The organism is Mycolicibacterium agri, from assembly GCF_002553505.1.
In the GTDB taxonomy this organism is placed as follows: domain Bacteria; phylum Actinomycetota; class Actinomycetes; order Mycobacteriales; family Mycobacteriaceae; genus Mycobacterium; species Mycobacterium agri.
Map to the genome: position 1 here is coordinate 1 of NZ_PDCP01000116.1, position 14,523 is coordinate 14,523.

The following is a 14,523-nucleotide window of genomic DNA, read 5'->3' on the forward strand; positions in this document are numbered from 1 at the left end:
ACACTCAACGACGCCACAGCGCACTCGGCGGCCTCCCACCGATCAGCCGACTGACACCAACGTCATGACTCGGTACAGCTAGACGCCGGTGCGAGCCTTCGTGCGAGCGTTGCGACGCTTGAGGGCGCGCCGTTCGTCTTCGCTCATGCCGCCCCACACGCCCGCGTCCTGGCCCGAGTCCAACGCCCAGGTCAGGCACTCAGTGGTGACCGGGCAGCGGTTGCACACGAGCTTCGCGTCAGCGATCTGGGCAAGGGCCGGGCCGCTGTTCCCCACCGGGAAGAACAGTTCCGGATCCTCATCGCGACAGACCGCCTTGTGGCGCCAATCCATGTTGTCTAACTCTCCTCACTATGTGCGCAGCAGGGCGCACGAGCTATTCTTCGGCTGTTAACGGGTGCATACAAATTGTTTCTGCACTGTTGCTTACTTCGATGCTGCCCACCGGCTGAACAGGTGTCAATAGCGTCCGGAAACACGTGGGGTATCTCACTAAGATCAGTTGGCCGATTTCGCCTCACCCGGGTGTACTAAACTCAACCCACCTGCGCCTTAAATAAGCCTTCCCGCGGCCCTTTTAGCAGATCAGAGGCCTTTTGCGGGTGGAGCGACCACGCCGAGTGCCTCAGGGACGGCCCGGAACGTCATGTCCTCGCGCAGCCCCGCATAGTCGCCGTCGATCTGGCAGGCCACCGGCGCCTCACTGGTCACCCGCACCCACGGCAAATCGTCGTCCCGGATCAGATGCTTGGCGGCGAGCTTCGGCTTCTTCGACAGCATCTGCCGCGCCAGCCGCAGGTTGGCCCAGACGTTCATGCTGGTCGTCGCGAATATCCCCAGGCCGGTCTCGAACGCCGTCGTCGGATTCGTCCACACCGGGCGGGTGTTGGCGTAGGTCCACGGGCTCGCGTTCGACACGAACGCGAAGTGCACGCCGCTCACCGGCTCCCGGTCGGGCAGATACAGCGTCAGCGACGGCTCCTTGCGGGCGCTGGCCAGCGCCTCCCGCACGGCCACCCGGACATACCGCGAGGCGGTGACCGTGCGGCCCTTGCTGCGCTGGGCCTCCACCGCCGCCACCACGTCCCCGTCGACGCCGAGCCCCGCGGTGAACACCGCCCAGCGTTCGCCGCAATCCATCAGCCCGATGCGACGCCACGTCCCCGTCTTGCGGTGCTCGCTTAGCAGGTCGATGAGTTGGTTGGTGGCCTCGATCGGGTCGGGGCTGATGCCCAGCGCCCGCGCGAAGACGTTGGCCGAGCCGCCGGGCACCACCGCGACGGCAGGCGCGTCCGGATCGGGTGTGCGGCCACATTCGCCCAGCACCCCGTTGACGACCTCGTTCACCGTTCCGTCGCCGCCGTGCACGATCAGCATGTCGACGCCGTCACGGACCGCCTGGCGGGCGATGTCGATGGCGTGGCCGCGGCTGTCGGTATGGGCGATCGTGAGCTTGACCCGGCTTTCCAGCGCGTGGGCGAGGAGGTCGCGACCGGCTGGGGTGGTCGACGTCGCATTGGGGTTGACGATCAGCACGGCGCGCACAACGCCTGAGCCTATCCAAGGCCCGTCGCGATACCTCTACGCTCGTCGTCGTGGTGGTTCCGTCGCCGACAACCGTTCGGCAGGCAGCGGTCCTCGTCGGCCTCGAGGGCGTCGCAGGCGTGGTGGCCGCGGTGGTCTACGTCATCAGCGGGCTGGGTGGCGCAGAAGAGGCCGGGCTGAACAAGTACGGCACCGCGGCCTGGTTCGCGATCATCGGCGGCTGCGTGCTGGCCGCGGCCTGGGCACTGTGGACCGGACGCCGGTGGGGCCGCGGCGTGGCCGTGTTCGCCCAGCTGCTGCTGCTTCCGGTGGCGTGGTACATGGGCGTCGGCTCCGATCAGTGGGTATACGGCGCCGCCGTGGCCGTCGTCGCGCTCATCACGCTGGTGCTGTTGTTCAGCCCGTCAGCCGTGCAGTGGCTGGGCGCGCAGGACTACGAGCAGGGTCACGACGATGCGAGCGCCGACAACTCCGGACCCGACACCCGGTAGGTGATCCACTCGTTCTGCGGGCGCCCGCCGACGGAGTCGTAGAGCGCGATGGCGTCCACGTTCCAGTCCAGCACCGCCCACGACAGCCGGCTGTAGCCGTTGTCGGCGCATTCGCGCGCCAAGGTGGACAACAGCGCCCGCGCCAACCCGCGACGACGAAACTGCGGCCGCACGAACAGGTCTTCCAGATAGATACCCGCGACGCCGTCCCACGTCGAGAAGTTGAGGAACCACAGCGCGCCCGCCGCGGCCTGACCGTCGACTTCGGCGATGTGGCCGTGCAGAACCGGCGAGTCACCGAAAAGCGCTGTCCGCAACTGGCTTTCGGTGACAGTGCATTCGTGGCTGGCCCGCTCGAACGCGGCCAGCTCGTGGATCATCGCCGTCAACTCTGCCTCATCGCCGGGCCCGGCGCGGCGGATGGTCATGGTTCTGCCTCCAGTGCCGACAGGATCGTGGTGAATTTCGTTGTGGTCTCGTCGACTTCGTCGTCAGGATCGGATCCGGCGACGATGCCGCCGCCGGCATGAGCGTATGCGGTGCGGCGGTCGGCCGACAGTTGAGCGCCGCGGATGGACACCGCCCAGCGGCCGTCGCCGCGTTGATCGCACCAGCCCACCGCGCCTGCGTAGAAACCGCGGTCGCCCTCCAGCTCGCTGATCAACTCGACCGCGGCATCGGTCGGGACGCCGCCGACTGCAGGGGTCGGGTGCAAGGCGATCGCGAGATCCAAAGCGGTGGTTGATGTTTCGCGTAACCGTCCGGTAATCGGGGTGGACAAGTGCCAGACCGCTGCGGTGCGGCTCAGCTGCGGTGTGGGCGGAATCTGTAGGTCGACGCACAGCGGATCGAGCGCCTTGCGGACCGCGTCGATGACCAGTTCGTGCTCGTGGCGGTTCTTGGCGGACTCGGCCAACGCCCGGCCGCTGGCCTCGTCGGCCTCCGGATCGGACAGCCGCGGCGCCGAGCCGGCGAACGGCGCGCAGCCCACCCGGTCGCCGCGCCGGGCCACCAACAGTTCCGGTGTCGCGCCCACCAACGCGGTGCCCGAGTACTCACCGCCTGCCGCGGTGAGGTCGACGAGGTAGGAGTTGGCGCCGGGGTCGGCTTTCGCCAACCGGTCGACGATGGTGCGCGCATCCATCGGGCCGTCGGCGGCCAGTCGCAGCGCGCGGGCCAGCACCACCTTGTGCAGCGCGCAGTCGGGATCGCGCAACCGCGCCAGCGCGGCCTCGATGCGCGCGCGGTGTTCGTCTGGCCCAGGCAGCATCTCGGCGATCCGCACCGTTGGCAGGGGGCGCAACGGCCACTTGGGCAAGGCGTCGAGGAACTGCACGTCTTGCGGCCGGATCAGCGCAGCCGGCCTCGACATGTCAAAAGGCAAGGCGCCCACCACAATCGGTGTGCTGTGCGACTTCAGCGCGGCGAGCGCGTCGGGGATGGATTTGAACGCGGTCTGCACCCCCTCGGCGACGACGGTGCTTCCGGCGCTGGCGAGGACGAAGCTCGGCTCGCGCGTCACGTGACGACGGTGGGGTGGGGAAACCCGGTCAGGCCGAGCGCGTTGACTTGGCGTGCGCCGTGCTCGAAACCGCATACGGCGATCGACGCCGCCGCCATGGCGAAGCGGATGCCTTCGTACACGGGCAGATTGACCCAGCGGGTGATCACGGCGCGGGAGAAGTGGCCGTGCCCGACGAAGACGACGTCGCGCGATTCCATGTGCGTCAACGCCAGCTCGATCGCCTGGTCGGCGCGCCGACACACCGCCGCGGTGGTCTCACCGCCGGGGCAGCCGTGGGTCCACACCAGCCAGTTGGGCACCGCCTTGCGGATCTCGTCGGTGGTGGTGCCCTCGTAGTCGCCGTAATCCCATTCGGCGATGAGCGGGTTGACCTCGTCGACGCGCAGGCCCGCTAACTCTGCGGTCACGGCGGCGCGTTTGCGGGGGCTGCTGATGACGTAGGGGTCGTGCAGGTCCAGCTGGGACAGCGTGGCGCCTGCGGCCTTGGCCTGCTGGCGGCCGTTTTCGGTGAGCTCGAGATCGGTGCGGCCGGTGTGCTTGCCGCTGCGCGACCACTCGGTCTCGCCGTGACGCAATAGCAGCAGACGGTGCTGGTCGACACTCACCTCGACGATTCTGCCTCACGCAACGCGGCGGCGGAGGTGTGCATGCTTGTATGGGAGGCGTGACGCGAGTACTTGCGGTCGCCAATCAAAAGGGTGGGGTAGCCAAGACGACGACGGTGGCGTCGTTGGGTGCCGCGATGGTGGAAGCCGGGAAGCGGGTGCTGCTCGTCGACCTGGACCCGCAGGGCTGTCTGACGTTTTCGCTGGGCCATGACCCCGACAAACTGCCGGTCTCGATCCACGAGGTGCTGCTCGGCGAGGTCGAGCCCGCGACCGCGGTGGTCTCGACGTCGGAGGGAATGGCGCTGCTGCCGGCCAACATCGACCTCGCGGGGGCGGAGGCCATGCTGTTGATGCGCGCCGGCCGCGAGTACGCCCTCAAGAGGGCGCTGGCCAAGCTGGCCGACGACTACGACGTGGTGATCGTCGACTGTCCGCCCTCGCTCGGCGTGCTGACACTCAACGGCCTGACCGCCGCCGACTCGGTGATTGTGCCGCTGCAGTGCGAGACGTTGGCGCACCGCGGCGTCGGTCAGTTCCTGCGCACGATCAACGATGTCCAGCAGATCACCAACGCTGACCTCGAACTGCTCGGCGCGCTGCCGACGCTGTACGACTCGCGCACCACGCACAGCCGCGACGTGCTGCTCGATGTCGCCGACCGCTACGACCTGCCGGTGCTGGCCCCACCGATACCGCGCACGGTGCGGTTCGCCGAGGCGACGGCGTCAGGCGCGTCTGTGCTGGCCAGCCGGAAGAACAAGGGTGCCGGCGCCTATCGGGAGCTGGCCGCGGCGCTGCTCAGGCATTGGAAGAACGGCAAGCCGATGCCGACGTTCACCCCGGAGATCTAGCCGCTCCCCTCACGACCGCGAAACGGACTCCTTGCAGCAAAAGTGCGACAGGACGCCTGCCTAGATTCCGTCTCGCGGGGAAGCGCGGGGGAAGATGCGGGGGAAGATCTAGCCGCCGAGGGCGACCAGCGTGGGCCCGCGCTGTTCGAGCAGGACCGAACCGGCGACGCCGGGGACCACCGCGGATTCACTTGCCTGGCGGCGCAGCGGAATGTAGCGCTCGTTGACGCCGGTGACCGGGTCGTAGACGCCGACGCCGTCGCTGACCGGGACGATCAGCTTGCCGGCCATCATGGTCGCCGGCCCGATCGGCACGTGCGGACCGGCCGGCCCGATCGTGTAGCGGTACTGCATGCCGTTGGCGGAGAACACCATCACCGCGTCGCCGGTCCACCAGGTGATCAGGTCGCCGGGCCGGGTGGCGGCCGCCTCGGGCGAGGCCGGCTTCGGCAGCGGCAGGTTCGCCGTCGTCGACCCCGTGTCGTCGATGATCATCAGCGACGGGCGCGGCGTCGGCACGTAGACCGCGGTGGTGGTGTCGGAGACCGCGACGACGCGGGCGCCGGTGTTGTCCTTGACGTCGGGCAGCGGCACGTATTTGAGGTCGGGGGTGTCTTCTTCCTTGGCGGGCCGCAGGATCGTCAGCCGCAGACCAGCCTGGTCGGGGCAGGCCTCCAGCACCGACACCGCAGCCGTGCTTGCGGCCGCAGATTCCAGCCGGCACAGCACCGGGCCGGGCACGTCGGGTTTGATGCGGGCGTCCAGCTTGCCGTAGCTGATCATCCGAACCATGTCGGAGCGCCACAACTCCAGCCGGTTCTGACCGGCCGACAGCACCGTCGTCCCGTCGGTGGACAGCGCGACCTGGGGGTCGGCGTAGGCGGTGCGGCTCGGGCCGCGCATGCCGGTCTGCCCGTCGATGGTGCTGACCTGCCCGCAGCCGCGGCTGTCGGGATAGACCGCGACCGCGTAGCTGTACACCGAGGTGACGCCGCACAGATCGAGGTCGCGTGCGTAGCTCCACAGCACCGCGCCGGTTTCCGGGTCGTGCCCGTCGACCTCGTGGCCGTCGCCGGTCACCACGGCGCCACCGGCCACCACCGGCAACGTCGTTTTCGGGCTCGGCGCCGACCACAGCTCGCGCAGGGTGGCGGGCACCGTCTTGGCCGGGGATGGCGTCTTCACCGGCGATGCGGCGGGCCGGCTGATCGTGGCCCGCGCGTCGCTTGTCCACCAGACCAGCACTGCGACGACGGCGATCGCAATGGCGATCGCAGCGGCGGCCAGCAGGTCGGCCCGGGTGCGACGCTCGGGTTTCACCATGGCTGGCCGGGTCCGCTAGTTAGCGGCGGCCGCGGCAGCAGCCTTGCGCGGGCGCCGACGACGGCGCCTGCGGGCGGGCTTGTCGCCGTCGGCGGCGGTCTCGGCGTCGGTGTCCGAGTTCGTGGCGGGCTTGCCGTTCGCGGCGGCCTTCTCGGTGTCCGGGTGGCCGGTCACCGGCTTGCCGCCGCGGGTGCGGCGCCGCGACCTAGTGCGCGGACGCGACTGCTTCTCGGCGGAGTCGCGTGGCGGCCGCTTGGCGGTCTTGGGCGTCTTGGCCGGCCCGACGGTGCCCGTGGCGTCCTTCGGAATATCCAGCTCCTCGTACAAATGCGGTGAGCTGGAATAGGTTTCGGCCGGATCGGGGTGCCCGAGACCGAGCGCCTTGTCGATCAGTTCCCAGCGGGCCAGTTCGTCCCAGTCGACCAAGGTGATAGCGACGCCGGTCTTGCCCGCGCGTCCCGTGCGGCCGATGCGGTGCACGTAGGCCTGCTCGTCTTCGGGGATCTGATAGTTGATGACGTGCGTGACGTCGTCGATGTCGATGCCGCGCGCGGCCACGTCGGTGGCGACCAGCACGTCGATCTCGCCGGTGCGGAACGCCTTGAGCGCCTTCTCCCTGGCGCCCTGATTCAGGTCGCCGTGGACGGCGCCGACCTTGAAGCCGCGCTCGGCGAGTTCGTCGGCGACTTTCTGGGCGGTGCGCTTGGTGCGCGTGAAGATCATCGTCGCGCCACGGTTACGGGCCTGCAGCACCCGGCTGACCAGCTCCACCTTGTCCAGCGCGTGCGCGCGGTAGGCGAACTGGTCGGTGGTGGTGTGCACGGCCGAACTCTGCGGCGATTCGGCGCGGATGTGCGTCGGCTGATTCATGAAGCTGCGCGCCAGCGTGATGATCGGGTCCGGCATCGTCGCCGAGAACAGCATCGACTGCCGCGTCTCGGGGATCTGTCGCAAGATGCGCTCGATGTCGGGCAGGAAGCCGAGGTCGAGCATCTCGTCGGCCTCGTCGAGCACCAGCACGCTGATGCCGCCGATCTGCAGGTGGCCCTGCTGGGTGAGGTCGAGCAGCCGGCCAGGGGTGCCGACGACGACGTCGGCGCCCGCACGAAGGGCCTCGATCTGCGGTTCGTAGGCCCGGCCGCCGTAGATCGACACGACCGACAGCTTGCGGTCACCCACAGTCAGGTACTTGCCCGCGGCGGCGAGGTCACTGGAGACCTGCAGGCACAGTTCGCGGGTGGGCACCACGACCAGCGCGCGGGGAGCGCCGGTCAGGGGACGTTCGGTGTCGGTGGAGATCTTCTGCAGCAGCGGCACACCGAAGGCGAGGGTCTTGCCCATGCCGGTGCGGGCCTGGCCGATGAGGTCGTCGCCCTTGAGCGCGAGCGGCAGCGTCAGTTCCTGGATGGCAAACGTGTGTTCTTTGCCATCTTCGCTGAGTGCGCGCACAATTTCGTCGCGGACTCCGAGTTTGGCAAATGTTGGGTTGAGTGCAGTCATGCTAAATGAATGAAACCTTTCAACGTCATTCCTCATTGCGTTTCCACGCGCGCACGAGTTATGACGAGAAAGCTTCGCGGGGGCCCTGCGCTGAGGTAGGCGGGCCAACTGCGTGCACGCACATTTCTTAGGTAGCGGCTCATGGTCGAGGCCACCGCCTGACCCCATGATACCGGTCGACTTTGCCGAAGCGTCGCACGGCCGGTCGCGGTCTACAGTTGGGCCCATGAATTCGACGCAGCCTGCGGCATCACCGAAGCATCTGGCCACCTCAGGCGTGTCGGCCGACCATCCCGGAGTCAACGAGCTGTTCGCGCTGTTGGCTTACGGCGAAGTGGCCGCCTTCTACCGGCTCACCGAGGAAGCGCGGATGGCGCCCAACCTCCAAGGCCGCATCAACATGGCCAGCATGGCCGCCGCCGAGATGAACCACTACGAGTTGCTGCGCGACGCGTTGGAGCAGCGTGGCATCGACGTGGTGCCCGCGATGACGAAGTACGCGCCGGCGCTGGAGAACTATCACCGGTTGACGACGCCGAGCACCTGGCTGGAGGCGCTGGTGAAGACCTATATCGGTGATGCGCTGGCGGCCGACTTCTACCTGGAGATCGCCGACGTGCTGCCCGACGAGGTGGCAGGCGTGGTGCGCGCGGTGCTCTCGGAGACCGGGCACTCGCAGTTCGTCGTCGAGGAGGTGCGCGCCGCGGTCACCTCCAGCCAGAAGCAGCGTCACCGGCTGGCCCTGTGGTCGCGGCGGCTGCTCGGCGAGGCCATCACCCAGGCGCAGTTCGTGCTCGCCGACCACGACGAGCTCGTCGATCTGGTGGTCTCCGGCACCGACGGGCTGGGCCACCTGACCGAGTTCTTCGACCGGCTGCAGCACACGCACAGCACCCGGATGAAGGAACTCGGCCTCGCCTGACCGCGACCTCCCGTTACGCCCAAACCAACGTATGGGCGTAAAAGGTCGAGTAGATCGCGCCTTTTCGTCGATCTCGGCGGGCGGCCGCGGCCGTCAGCGCGTGCAGTTGGCGATCATCGTGTTGTTGTTCTGCACCGCCAGCGTCTCGCCCGATCCGTCGGTGATGGCGCAGTTGAGCTGACCGGCGACGCTGGTCGCAGTCACCGAGGTCAGCGTCACGCCGGGATCGAGCGTGATCTGCTTGGTCCACGGCAGCGCGACGTTGACGTCGGTCTGCAACGCGCCCCGCCCGTCGGTGTAGATGATCGTGATCAGGTCGAACAGTTGGCGATTGCCGGTCACGGTGTAGGTCACCGTGCGGCCCTCGGCTGCCGGCGGCGGCGCGGCCTCGGTCGGCTCGGCGCTCGTGGTCGGCGCGGCGGCCGACGGCGTCGGCGTCGGTGTCACGCTCGTGATGGTCTCCGGCGGCAGCGCGGTGGCCGACGGCGCCCGGCTGGCGCTGGGCTTCGGCGCCTCACTCGGATACGGTGCGGCCTCGCTGGTCGACGGCGACACCGTCGCCGTTGTGGTGCCGCTGTCGCCGCCGGACAGGATCATCAGCGTGCCCGCCACCGCGATGAGCAGCACGATGCCGGCCACACTGGCCACCCACAGCCAGCGCCGGTCGTCGGGTTCCTGGTAAAGGTCGTAGTCCTCGACCCCGTCGTCCTGCTCGTACTCGGCGTAGGCGTCGAAATCCTCGTAATCCTCGGCGTAGTCGTAGTCGGCCGCCTCACGGGTGTCAGGGTCGGCTGTGGCGGCGCGACCGTGCGAGCGGCTGACCGATCCGGTCATCCAGGGCGAAGAATGCCTGTTCATGCGCTTAATCCCCGTCAGTTCGACTAATGCACGCTGATGCTATCGATGCAGAAGTGACGGATGAGGTTGACATTCTCGCGTGTTGGTCACGGTCCGGACTCAGTTCGCTCGCGCTCCGATGTCGGTCCGTCGAATGGGCGTGTGCGCCTTCGCTAGCCGCGAACGGGCGCCGCGGATCGGCGGCGCGCGTCGTCCACTAGCCTTTTGGGAAGAACGCATTCGAAACGCACCAGAAACGCTTTCGAACGCAATCAGAACCGCAAATCAGAACGCATTCAAAACGCAGATGACGAAAGGGTCCAGCGTGGAGGTCAAGATCGGTGTCATGGACAGCCCGCGCGAGCTCGCCTTCAACAGCGCGCAGTCTCCCACCGAGGTGGAGAAGCTGATCACCGACGCGCTGGCAAAGGACTCGAGCGGCGTGCTCGCACTGACCGACGAGAAGGGCAGGCGATTCCTGGTGCAGGCATCCAAGATCGCCTATGTCGAAATCGGCGCCGCCGACGTCCGTCGGGTCGGCTTCGGCGTCGGTCTGGAGACGGCTAAGACCGGGTGAGCGGCACGTGTGACAGTCCGCCCCAAGCGAACTGAACAGTGCCCTCCACCGCGTCGTCCTTCGAAATCGGCCGTTCGTTGTTGAGCCAATAGCGCGCCGAGTCAACGCTGATGGCCACCAATCCGACGGCGATCATCCTGGCGCGATGCGCCTCGAGCCCGGAGTCGCGGCTGATCAGGTCGAACACCGCGTCGGTGCAGGCCTCGGTGGCCACCTTGACCTGCGCGGCCACCTGCGGCTCGGTGACGTAGTCGTTCTCGAAGATCAGCCGATAGCCCTGGCTGTCGTGCTCGATGAAGTCGAAAAACGCCTGCACCGCAGCGCGCAGCCGCTGCCGGTTGTCTGTGGTGGTGCGCAGCGCCTGGCGCACACCGCTCACGAGGTTGTCGACGTGGCGCGCCAGCACGGCCAGATACAGGTCGAGTTTCGATGAGAAGTGTTGATAGAGAACCGGTTTGCTGACACCGGCGCGATCGGCGATCTCGTCCATGCCCGCCGCGTGATAGCCGCGGTCAACGAAAACCTCGCTGGCAGCGACGAGTAACTGCCCGCGACGCTCGTCACGGGGCAGCCGGCCACCACGCCGATTGGCAGCCGTCGCGCCGCCCCTCGGTTGGGTGGCATTGGCGAGATCGCTCATCACTCCCTCTATCTGGCCGAACTCCGGCCTCGTCGCATCGACAGTACTACCCAAGCGTGACGGTGCGCTTCAGGACGGCTGCATGGTTGTCTCCGGAAGGCGCGGCAGAAGCGCATTTTCGGCGCTCTATGCCATTCTGTTTCGGTGACCTACGATCCGGGGCGTCGCACGCGGAGCGCCGGAGACAGCACCCGAAACGCCGCAAAACGAGAGCGTCGCGAGCCCGAACCGAGCCTGGGCAGGGTCCCTGTGCTGCGCGACGAATTTCGTGAACCGCTGCGCGCCCAGCGTGATCCTCTCGCCGAGAGTTCCGGGCGGCCCAGGTCCAACCGCGAGGAGCACCGCCGCTGGCGCAAACAGTCGTGGTTGGGGCGTTTCGTGTCGACCTACGGTTGGCGTGCCTACGCGCTGCCGGCCCTTGTCGCTCTGACGGTGTGGGTCATCTACACGACGGTCACCGGGACCAGTGTCCCTGCGGGCGAGGAGGATCAGGGTCCCGCGCAGGGGCCGCCCACCCTCGGCGCGGCCAGCACATCGATCGTCGGCGCTCCGCCCAAAGGGCTGACCCAGTTCGACGCCAACCTGCCGACCGGCATCCTGCCCGACGGCGGGCCCTACACCGAGGCGGGCGCCAAGACCTGGCACATCGTGCCGGGCACGGAAGCCAAGGTCGGCGAGGGCACCACCAAGGTCTTCACCTACACCGTCGAAATCGAGGACGGCATCGACACCACCTCGTTCGGCGGCGACGAAGCGTTCGCGCGGATGGTCAGCCAAACGCTGTCCAACCCGAAGAGCTGGACGCACAACCCGCAATTCGCCTTCATTCGCGTCGACAGCGGCGACCCCGACTTCCGGGTGTCGCTGACCACCCCGATGACGCTGCGCGAGGGCTGCGGCTACGAGATCCCGATCGAGACGTCGTGCTTCAACCCGGCCTACGGGCCCGGTGGCCAGCCGCGGGTGTTCATCAACGAGGCCCGCTGGGTGCGTGGGGCGGTGCCGTTCCAGGGGGACGTCGGCGCCTACCGGCAGTATCTGATCAACCATGAGGTCGGCCACGCGATCGGCTATCAGCGCCACGAGCCGTGCGGCGAAAACGGCCAGCTCGCGCCGGTGATGATGCAGCAGACGTTCTCCACCAGCGATAACGACAACGCCCGCTTCGACCCGGAGTGGGTCAAGCCGGACGGAAAGACCTGCAAGCCCAACCCGTGGCCGTACCCCATCCCGTAGCGGGGTGTCGGCAGGGAAGCTCTGGACCGTAATTGCCGTTGCTGTCGGTAGCTGCTGTGATGGAAAGCAGCCCCCGACTTCGAATCGAGGAGAGGATCGGTGTCCACACCGTTGCCGCCGCTGGTCGAACCAGCGGCTGAACTGACGCGCGATGAAGTTTCGCGCTACAGCCGTCACTTGATCATTCCCGACCTGGGACTCGACGGCCAGAAGCGTCTGAAGAACGCCAAGGTGCTGGTCATCGGCGCCGGCGGCCTCGGCTCGCCGACGCTGTTGTACCTCGCCGCCGCCGGGGTCGGCACCATCGGGATCGTCGAGTTCGATGTCGTCGATGAATCCAACCTGCAGCGCCAGATCATCCACGGGGTCTCCGACATCGGCCGCAGCAAGGCCGAGAGCGCGCGAGACTCCATCAAGGAGGTCAACCCGCTGGTCGACGTGCGCCTGCACGAGTTTCGGCTGGAGCCCGACAACGCCGTCGATCTGTTCAAGCAGTACGACCTGATCCTGGACGGCACCGACAACTTCGCCACCCGGTATCTGGTCAACGACGCCGCGGTGCTGGCGGGCAAGCCGTACGTGTGGGGTTCGATCTACCGCTTCGAGGGCCAGGTCTCGGTGTTCTGGGAAGACGCCCCCAACGGCCTCGGCCTCAACTACCGCGACCTCTACCCCGAGCCGCCGCCTCCGGGCATGGTGCCGTCCTGCGCTGAAGGCGGCGTGCTGGGCATCCTGTGCGCCTCGATCGCCTCCGTCATGGGCACCGAGGCGATCAAGCTGATCACCGGCATCGGTGAACCCCTGCTGGGGCGGCTGATGATCTACGACGCGCTCGAGATGAGTTACCGCACCATCAAGATCCGCAAGGACCCGTCGACGCCGAAGATCACCGAGCTCATCGACTACGAGGAGTTCTGCGGCGTGGTGTCCGATGCGGCTGCCGAGGCCGCAGCGGACTCCACCATCACCCCGCGCGAACTGCGCGAGATGATGGATTCCGGCAAGCCGGTGGCGCTGATCGACGTGCGCGAACAGGTGGAGTGGGACATCAACCACATCGAAGGCGCCGAACTGATCCCGAAGTCGGCGTTCGAAACCGGCGAGGCGCTGTCGAAGCTCCCGGTGGACCGCACGCCGGTGTTCTACTGCAAGACGGGTGTGCGTTCGGCGGAGGTGCTGGCCATCGCCAAGAAGGCCGGCTTCTCCGATGCCCTGCACGTGCAGGGCGGCATCGTGGCGTGGGGCAAACAGCTCGAGCCCGACATGGTCATGTACTGAGGTTTGCTCACGACGCGACACAACCCGGCAGCGAAGCCATTCCGGTGGAAGGCGACGGTAGCCTGACGCTGTGACTGAGGAACGCCCGCCAGAGCATGTGATGGCGGCGTTTGGCCTCAGTGGCCTGCGCCCCGTCCAACTCGGAATGGGATGGGAGGGCGGCTGGAGATGCGGCGAAGTCGTCCTCTCGATGGTTGCCGACCACGCCCGCGCCGCCTGGTCGGCGAAGGTTCGCGAGACGCTGTTCGTCGACGGCGTCCGGCTGGCGCGACCCGTGCGATCCACCGACGGGCGCTACGTGGTGGCGGGCTGGCGCGCGGACACCTTCGTCGCTGGCACCCCCGAACCGCGCCACGACGAGGTCGTGTCCGCCGCGGTGCGCCTGCACGAGGCGACGGCCAAGCTGGAGCGTCCGCGCTTTCTCACCCAGCCGCCCGTCGCGCCGTGGTCCGACGTCGACGTGTTCATCGCCGCCGACCGGGCCGCGTGGGAGGAGCGGCCGCTGCATTCGCTGCCGCCGGGTGCGCGCGTGTCGCCGGGTTCGGCGGATGGACAGCGCTCCATCGAGCTGATCAATCAGCTCGCCACCTTGCGCAAGCCCACCAAGAGCCCGCATCAGCTGGTACACGGAGATCTTTACGGCACAGTGCTTTTCGCCGGCACCGCCGCGCCGGGCATCACCGACATCACGCCCTACTGGCGGCCCGCGTCGTGGGCAGCGGGCGTCGCCGTCGTCGACGCGTTGTCGTGGGGTGACGCCGACGACGGGCTTCTCGAGCGGTGGGCTTCGCTTCCGGAGTGGCCGCAGATGTTGTTGCGCGCATTGATGTTTCGACTCGCCGTCCATGCGCTGCATCCGCGCTCCACCGCGGCGGCGTTTCCCGGTTTGGCGCGTAGCGCTGCGCTGGTCCGGTTGATCCTGTAGTCACTTTTTCGTTCTCACCGCGAGCTTCTTCTCCGCGAGCTTCTTCACCGCGAGCAGACGCTAATGTCCGCCTCTTCCTGGGGCGATTTCAGGCAATGGATGCAACAGCGGGTGGTTTTGGCGGGTTTGAGAGTAGCTCGTCGAGGACTTCAGCGGGTTTCTTCCAGCCGAGGGTTTTGCGGGGTCGGGTGTTGAGTTGGGCGGCAACGTAGTCGAGGTAGTCGGCCGGGAACACTGATAGGTCGGTGCCTTTAGCAAAGTATTG

General features: G+C 67.6%; 16 protein-coding genes and 1 pseudogene. 7 read left to right on the forward strand and 10 right to left on the reverse strand.

Annotated features, from left to right (window positions below; genetic code table 11):
* Positions 1-78 precede the first annotated feature (78 nt).
* Positions 79-333, reverse strand: coding sequence for a transcriptional regulator WhiB1 (gene whiB1, locus CQY20_RS30920; RefSeq protein ID WP_003882795.1), 255 nt, complete (start codon positions 331-333; stop codon positions 79-81).
* Between the two features lie 252 nt (positions 334-585).
* Positions 586-1,545, reverse strand: coding sequence for a diacylglycerol/lipid kinase family protein (locus tag CQY20_RS30925; protein ID WP_097944718.1), 960 nt, complete (start codon positions 1,543-1,545; stop codon positions 586-588).
* Positions 1,546-1,595: 50 nt separating this feature from the next.
* Between CQY20_RS30925 and CQY20_RS30930 the strand changes: the two genes are divergently transcribed.
* The gene (locus CQY20_RS30930) at positions 1,596-2,036 is read left to right on the forward strand and encodes a hypothetical protein (RefSeq protein WP_097944720.1); all 441 of its coding nucleotides are present in this window, start codon (positions 1,596-1,598) and stop codon (positions 2,034-2,036) included.
* Here CQY20_RS30930 and CQY20_RS30935 read toward each other — a convergent pair.
* The 3 genes from CQY20_RS30935 to CQY20_RS30945 are packed head-to-tail and all read right to left on the reverse strand — an operon-like array spanning position 1,991 to position 4,166.
* Positions 1,991-2,464, reverse strand: a complete 474-nt coding sequence (locus tag CQY20_RS30935) for a GNAT family N-acetyltransferase (protein ID WP_097944722.1) — start codon at positions 2,462-2,464, stop codon at positions 1,991-1,993. The two genes, CQY20_RS30930 and CQY20_RS30935, sit on opposite strands and share 46 nt — an antisense overlap.
* The gene (locus tag CQY20_RS30940; RefSeq protein WP_097944724.1) at positions 2,461-3,558 is read right to left on the reverse strand and encodes an isochorismate synthase; all 1,098 of its coding nucleotides are present in this window, start codon (positions 3,556-3,558) and stop codon (positions 2,461-2,463) included. The genes CQY20_RS30935 and CQY20_RS30940 overlap by 4 nt, the downstream gene beginning before the upstream one ends.
* On the reverse strand, positions 3,555-4,166 hold the full coding sequence (locus tag CQY20_RS30945) for an acid phosphatase (protein ID WP_097944726.1): 612 nt from the start codon (positions 4,164-4,166) through the stop codon (positions 3,555-3,557). The genes CQY20_RS30940 and CQY20_RS30945 overlap by 4 nt, the downstream gene beginning before the upstream one ends.
* A gap of 50 nt (positions 4,167-4,216) precedes the next feature.
* Here CQY20_RS30945 and CQY20_RS30950 point away from each other — a divergent pair, with 50 nt between their 5' ends.
* Positions 4,217-5,020: a ParA family protein gene (locus tag CQY20_RS30950; RefSeq protein WP_163700770.1), complete on the forward strand. Its 804-nt coding sequence runs from the start codon at positions 4,217-4,219 to the stop codon at positions 5,018-5,020.
* Positions 5,021-5,128: 108 nt separating this feature from the next.
* Here the strand turns inward: CQY20_RS30950 and CQY20_RS30955 are convergent, their stop codons facing one another.
* Both CQY20_RS30955 and CQY20_RS30960 read right to left on the reverse strand, forming a co-directional pair.
* Positions 5,129-6,343, reverse strand: a complete 1,215-nt coding sequence (locus CQY20_RS30955) for an Rv3212 family protein (RefSeq protein WP_097944728.1) — start codon at positions 6,341-6,343, stop codon at positions 5,129-5,131.
* A 15-nt stretch (positions 6,344-6,358) separates the two neighbouring features.
* Entirely contained in the window at positions 6,359-7,843 is a 1,485-nt protein-coding gene (locus CQY20_RS30960; protein WP_097944730.1) for a DEAD/DEAH box helicase, read from the reverse strand.
* A 226-nt stretch (positions 7,844-8,069) separates the two neighbouring features.
* Between CQY20_RS30960 and CQY20_RS30965 the strand changes: the two genes are divergently transcribed.
* The gene (locus tag CQY20_RS30965; protein WP_097944732.1) at positions 8,070-8,765 is read left to right on the forward strand and encodes a ferritin-like fold-containing protein; all 696 of its coding nucleotides are present in this window, start codon (positions 8,070-8,072) and stop codon (positions 8,763-8,765) included.
* A 93-nt stretch (positions 8,766-8,858) separates the two neighbouring features.
* Here the strand turns inward: CQY20_RS30965 and CQY20_RS35005 are convergent, their stop codons facing one another.
* A complete protein-coding gene (locus CQY20_RS35005) occupies positions 8,859-9,623 on the reverse strand; it encodes a hypothetical protein (protein ID WP_097944734.1) in 765 nt (254 codons plus the stop codon).
* A gap of 304 nt (positions 9,624-9,927) precedes the next feature.
* Between CQY20_RS35005 and CQY20_RS30975 the strand changes: the two genes are divergently transcribed.
* Positions 9,928-10,179, forward strand: a complete 252-nt coding sequence (locus tag CQY20_RS30975) for a DUF3107 domain-containing protein (RefSeq protein WP_097944736.1) — start codon at positions 9,928-9,930, stop codon at positions 10,177-10,179.
* Here the strand turns inward: CQY20_RS30975 and CQY20_RS30980 are convergent.
* Positions 10,166-10,819: an HTH-type transcriptional activator FasR gene (locus CQY20_RS30980; RefSeq protein ID WP_097944738.1), complete on the reverse strand. Its 654-nt coding sequence runs from the start codon at positions 10,817-10,819 to the stop codon at positions 10,166-10,168. The two genes, CQY20_RS30975 and CQY20_RS30980, sit on opposite strands and share 14 nt — an antisense overlap.
* Before the next feature lie 144 nt (positions 10,820-10,963).
* Between CQY20_RS30980 and CQY20_RS30985 the strand changes: the two genes are divergently transcribed.
* From CQY20_RS30985 to CQY20_RS30995, 3 genes are all read left to right on the forward strand, one after another.
* Entirely contained in the window at positions 10,964-12,055 is a 1,092-nt protein-coding gene (locus CQY20_RS30985) for a DUF3152 domain-containing protein (protein ID WP_174814673.1), read from the forward strand.
* A 99-nt stretch (positions 12,056-12,154) separates the two neighbouring features.
* On the forward strand, positions 12,155-13,333 hold the full coding sequence (gene moeZ, locus CQY20_RS30990) for an adenylyltransferase/sulfurtransferase MoeZ (protein WP_097944740.1): 1,179 nt from the start codon (positions 12,155-12,157) through the stop codon (positions 13,331-13,333).
* Between the two features lie 70 nt (positions 13,334-13,403).
* Complete coding sequence (locus CQY20_RS30995; RefSeq protein WP_097944742.1) at positions 13,404-14,258, forward strand: TIGR02569 family protein; 855 nt, start codon at positions 13,404-13,406, stop codon at positions 14,256-14,258.
* Positions 14,259-14,346: 88 nt separating this feature from the next.
* Here CQY20_RS30995 and CQY20_RS31000 read toward each other — a convergent pair.
* Positions 14,347-14,523 (reverse strand): annotated as a pseudogene (locus CQY20_RS31000) (IS30 family transposase); the annotation flags it as partial.

Bases quoted from the DNA above. Each gene is read 5' to 3' on its own strand.
- CQY20_RS30955 (WP_097944728.1), bottom strand. From the start codon at position 6,343: ATGGTGAAACCCGAGCGTCGCACCCGGGCCGACCTGCTGGCCGCCGCT.
- CQY20_RS30980 (WP_097944738.1), bottom strand. From the start codon at position 10,819: ATGAGCGATCTCGCCAATGCCACCCAACCGAGGGGCGGCGCGACGGCT.
- CQY20_RS30935 (WP_097944722.1), bottom strand. From the start codon at position 2,464: ATGACCATCCGCCGCGCCGGGCCCGGCGATGAGGCAGAGTTGACGGCG.
- whiB1 (WP_003882795.1), bottom strand. From the start codon at position 333: ATGGATTGGCGCCACAAGGCGGTCTGTCGCGATGAGGATCCGGAACTG.
- CQY20_RS30960 (WP_097944730.1), bottom strand. From the start codon at position 7,843: ATGACTGCACTCAACCCAACATTTGCCAAACTCGGAGTCCGCGACGAA.
- CQY20_RS30965 (WP_097944732.1), top strand. From the start codon at position 8,070: ATGAATTCGACGCAGCCTGCGGCATCACCGAAGCATCTGGCCACCTCA.
- CQY20_RS30950 (WP_163700770.1), top strand. From the start codon at position 4,217: ATGGGAGGCGTGACGCGAGTACTTGCGGTCGCCAATCAAAAGGGTGGG.
- CQY20_RS35005 (WP_097944734.1), bottom strand. From the start codon at position 9,623: ATGAACAGGCATTCTTCGCCCTGGATGACCGGATCGGTCAGCCGCTCG.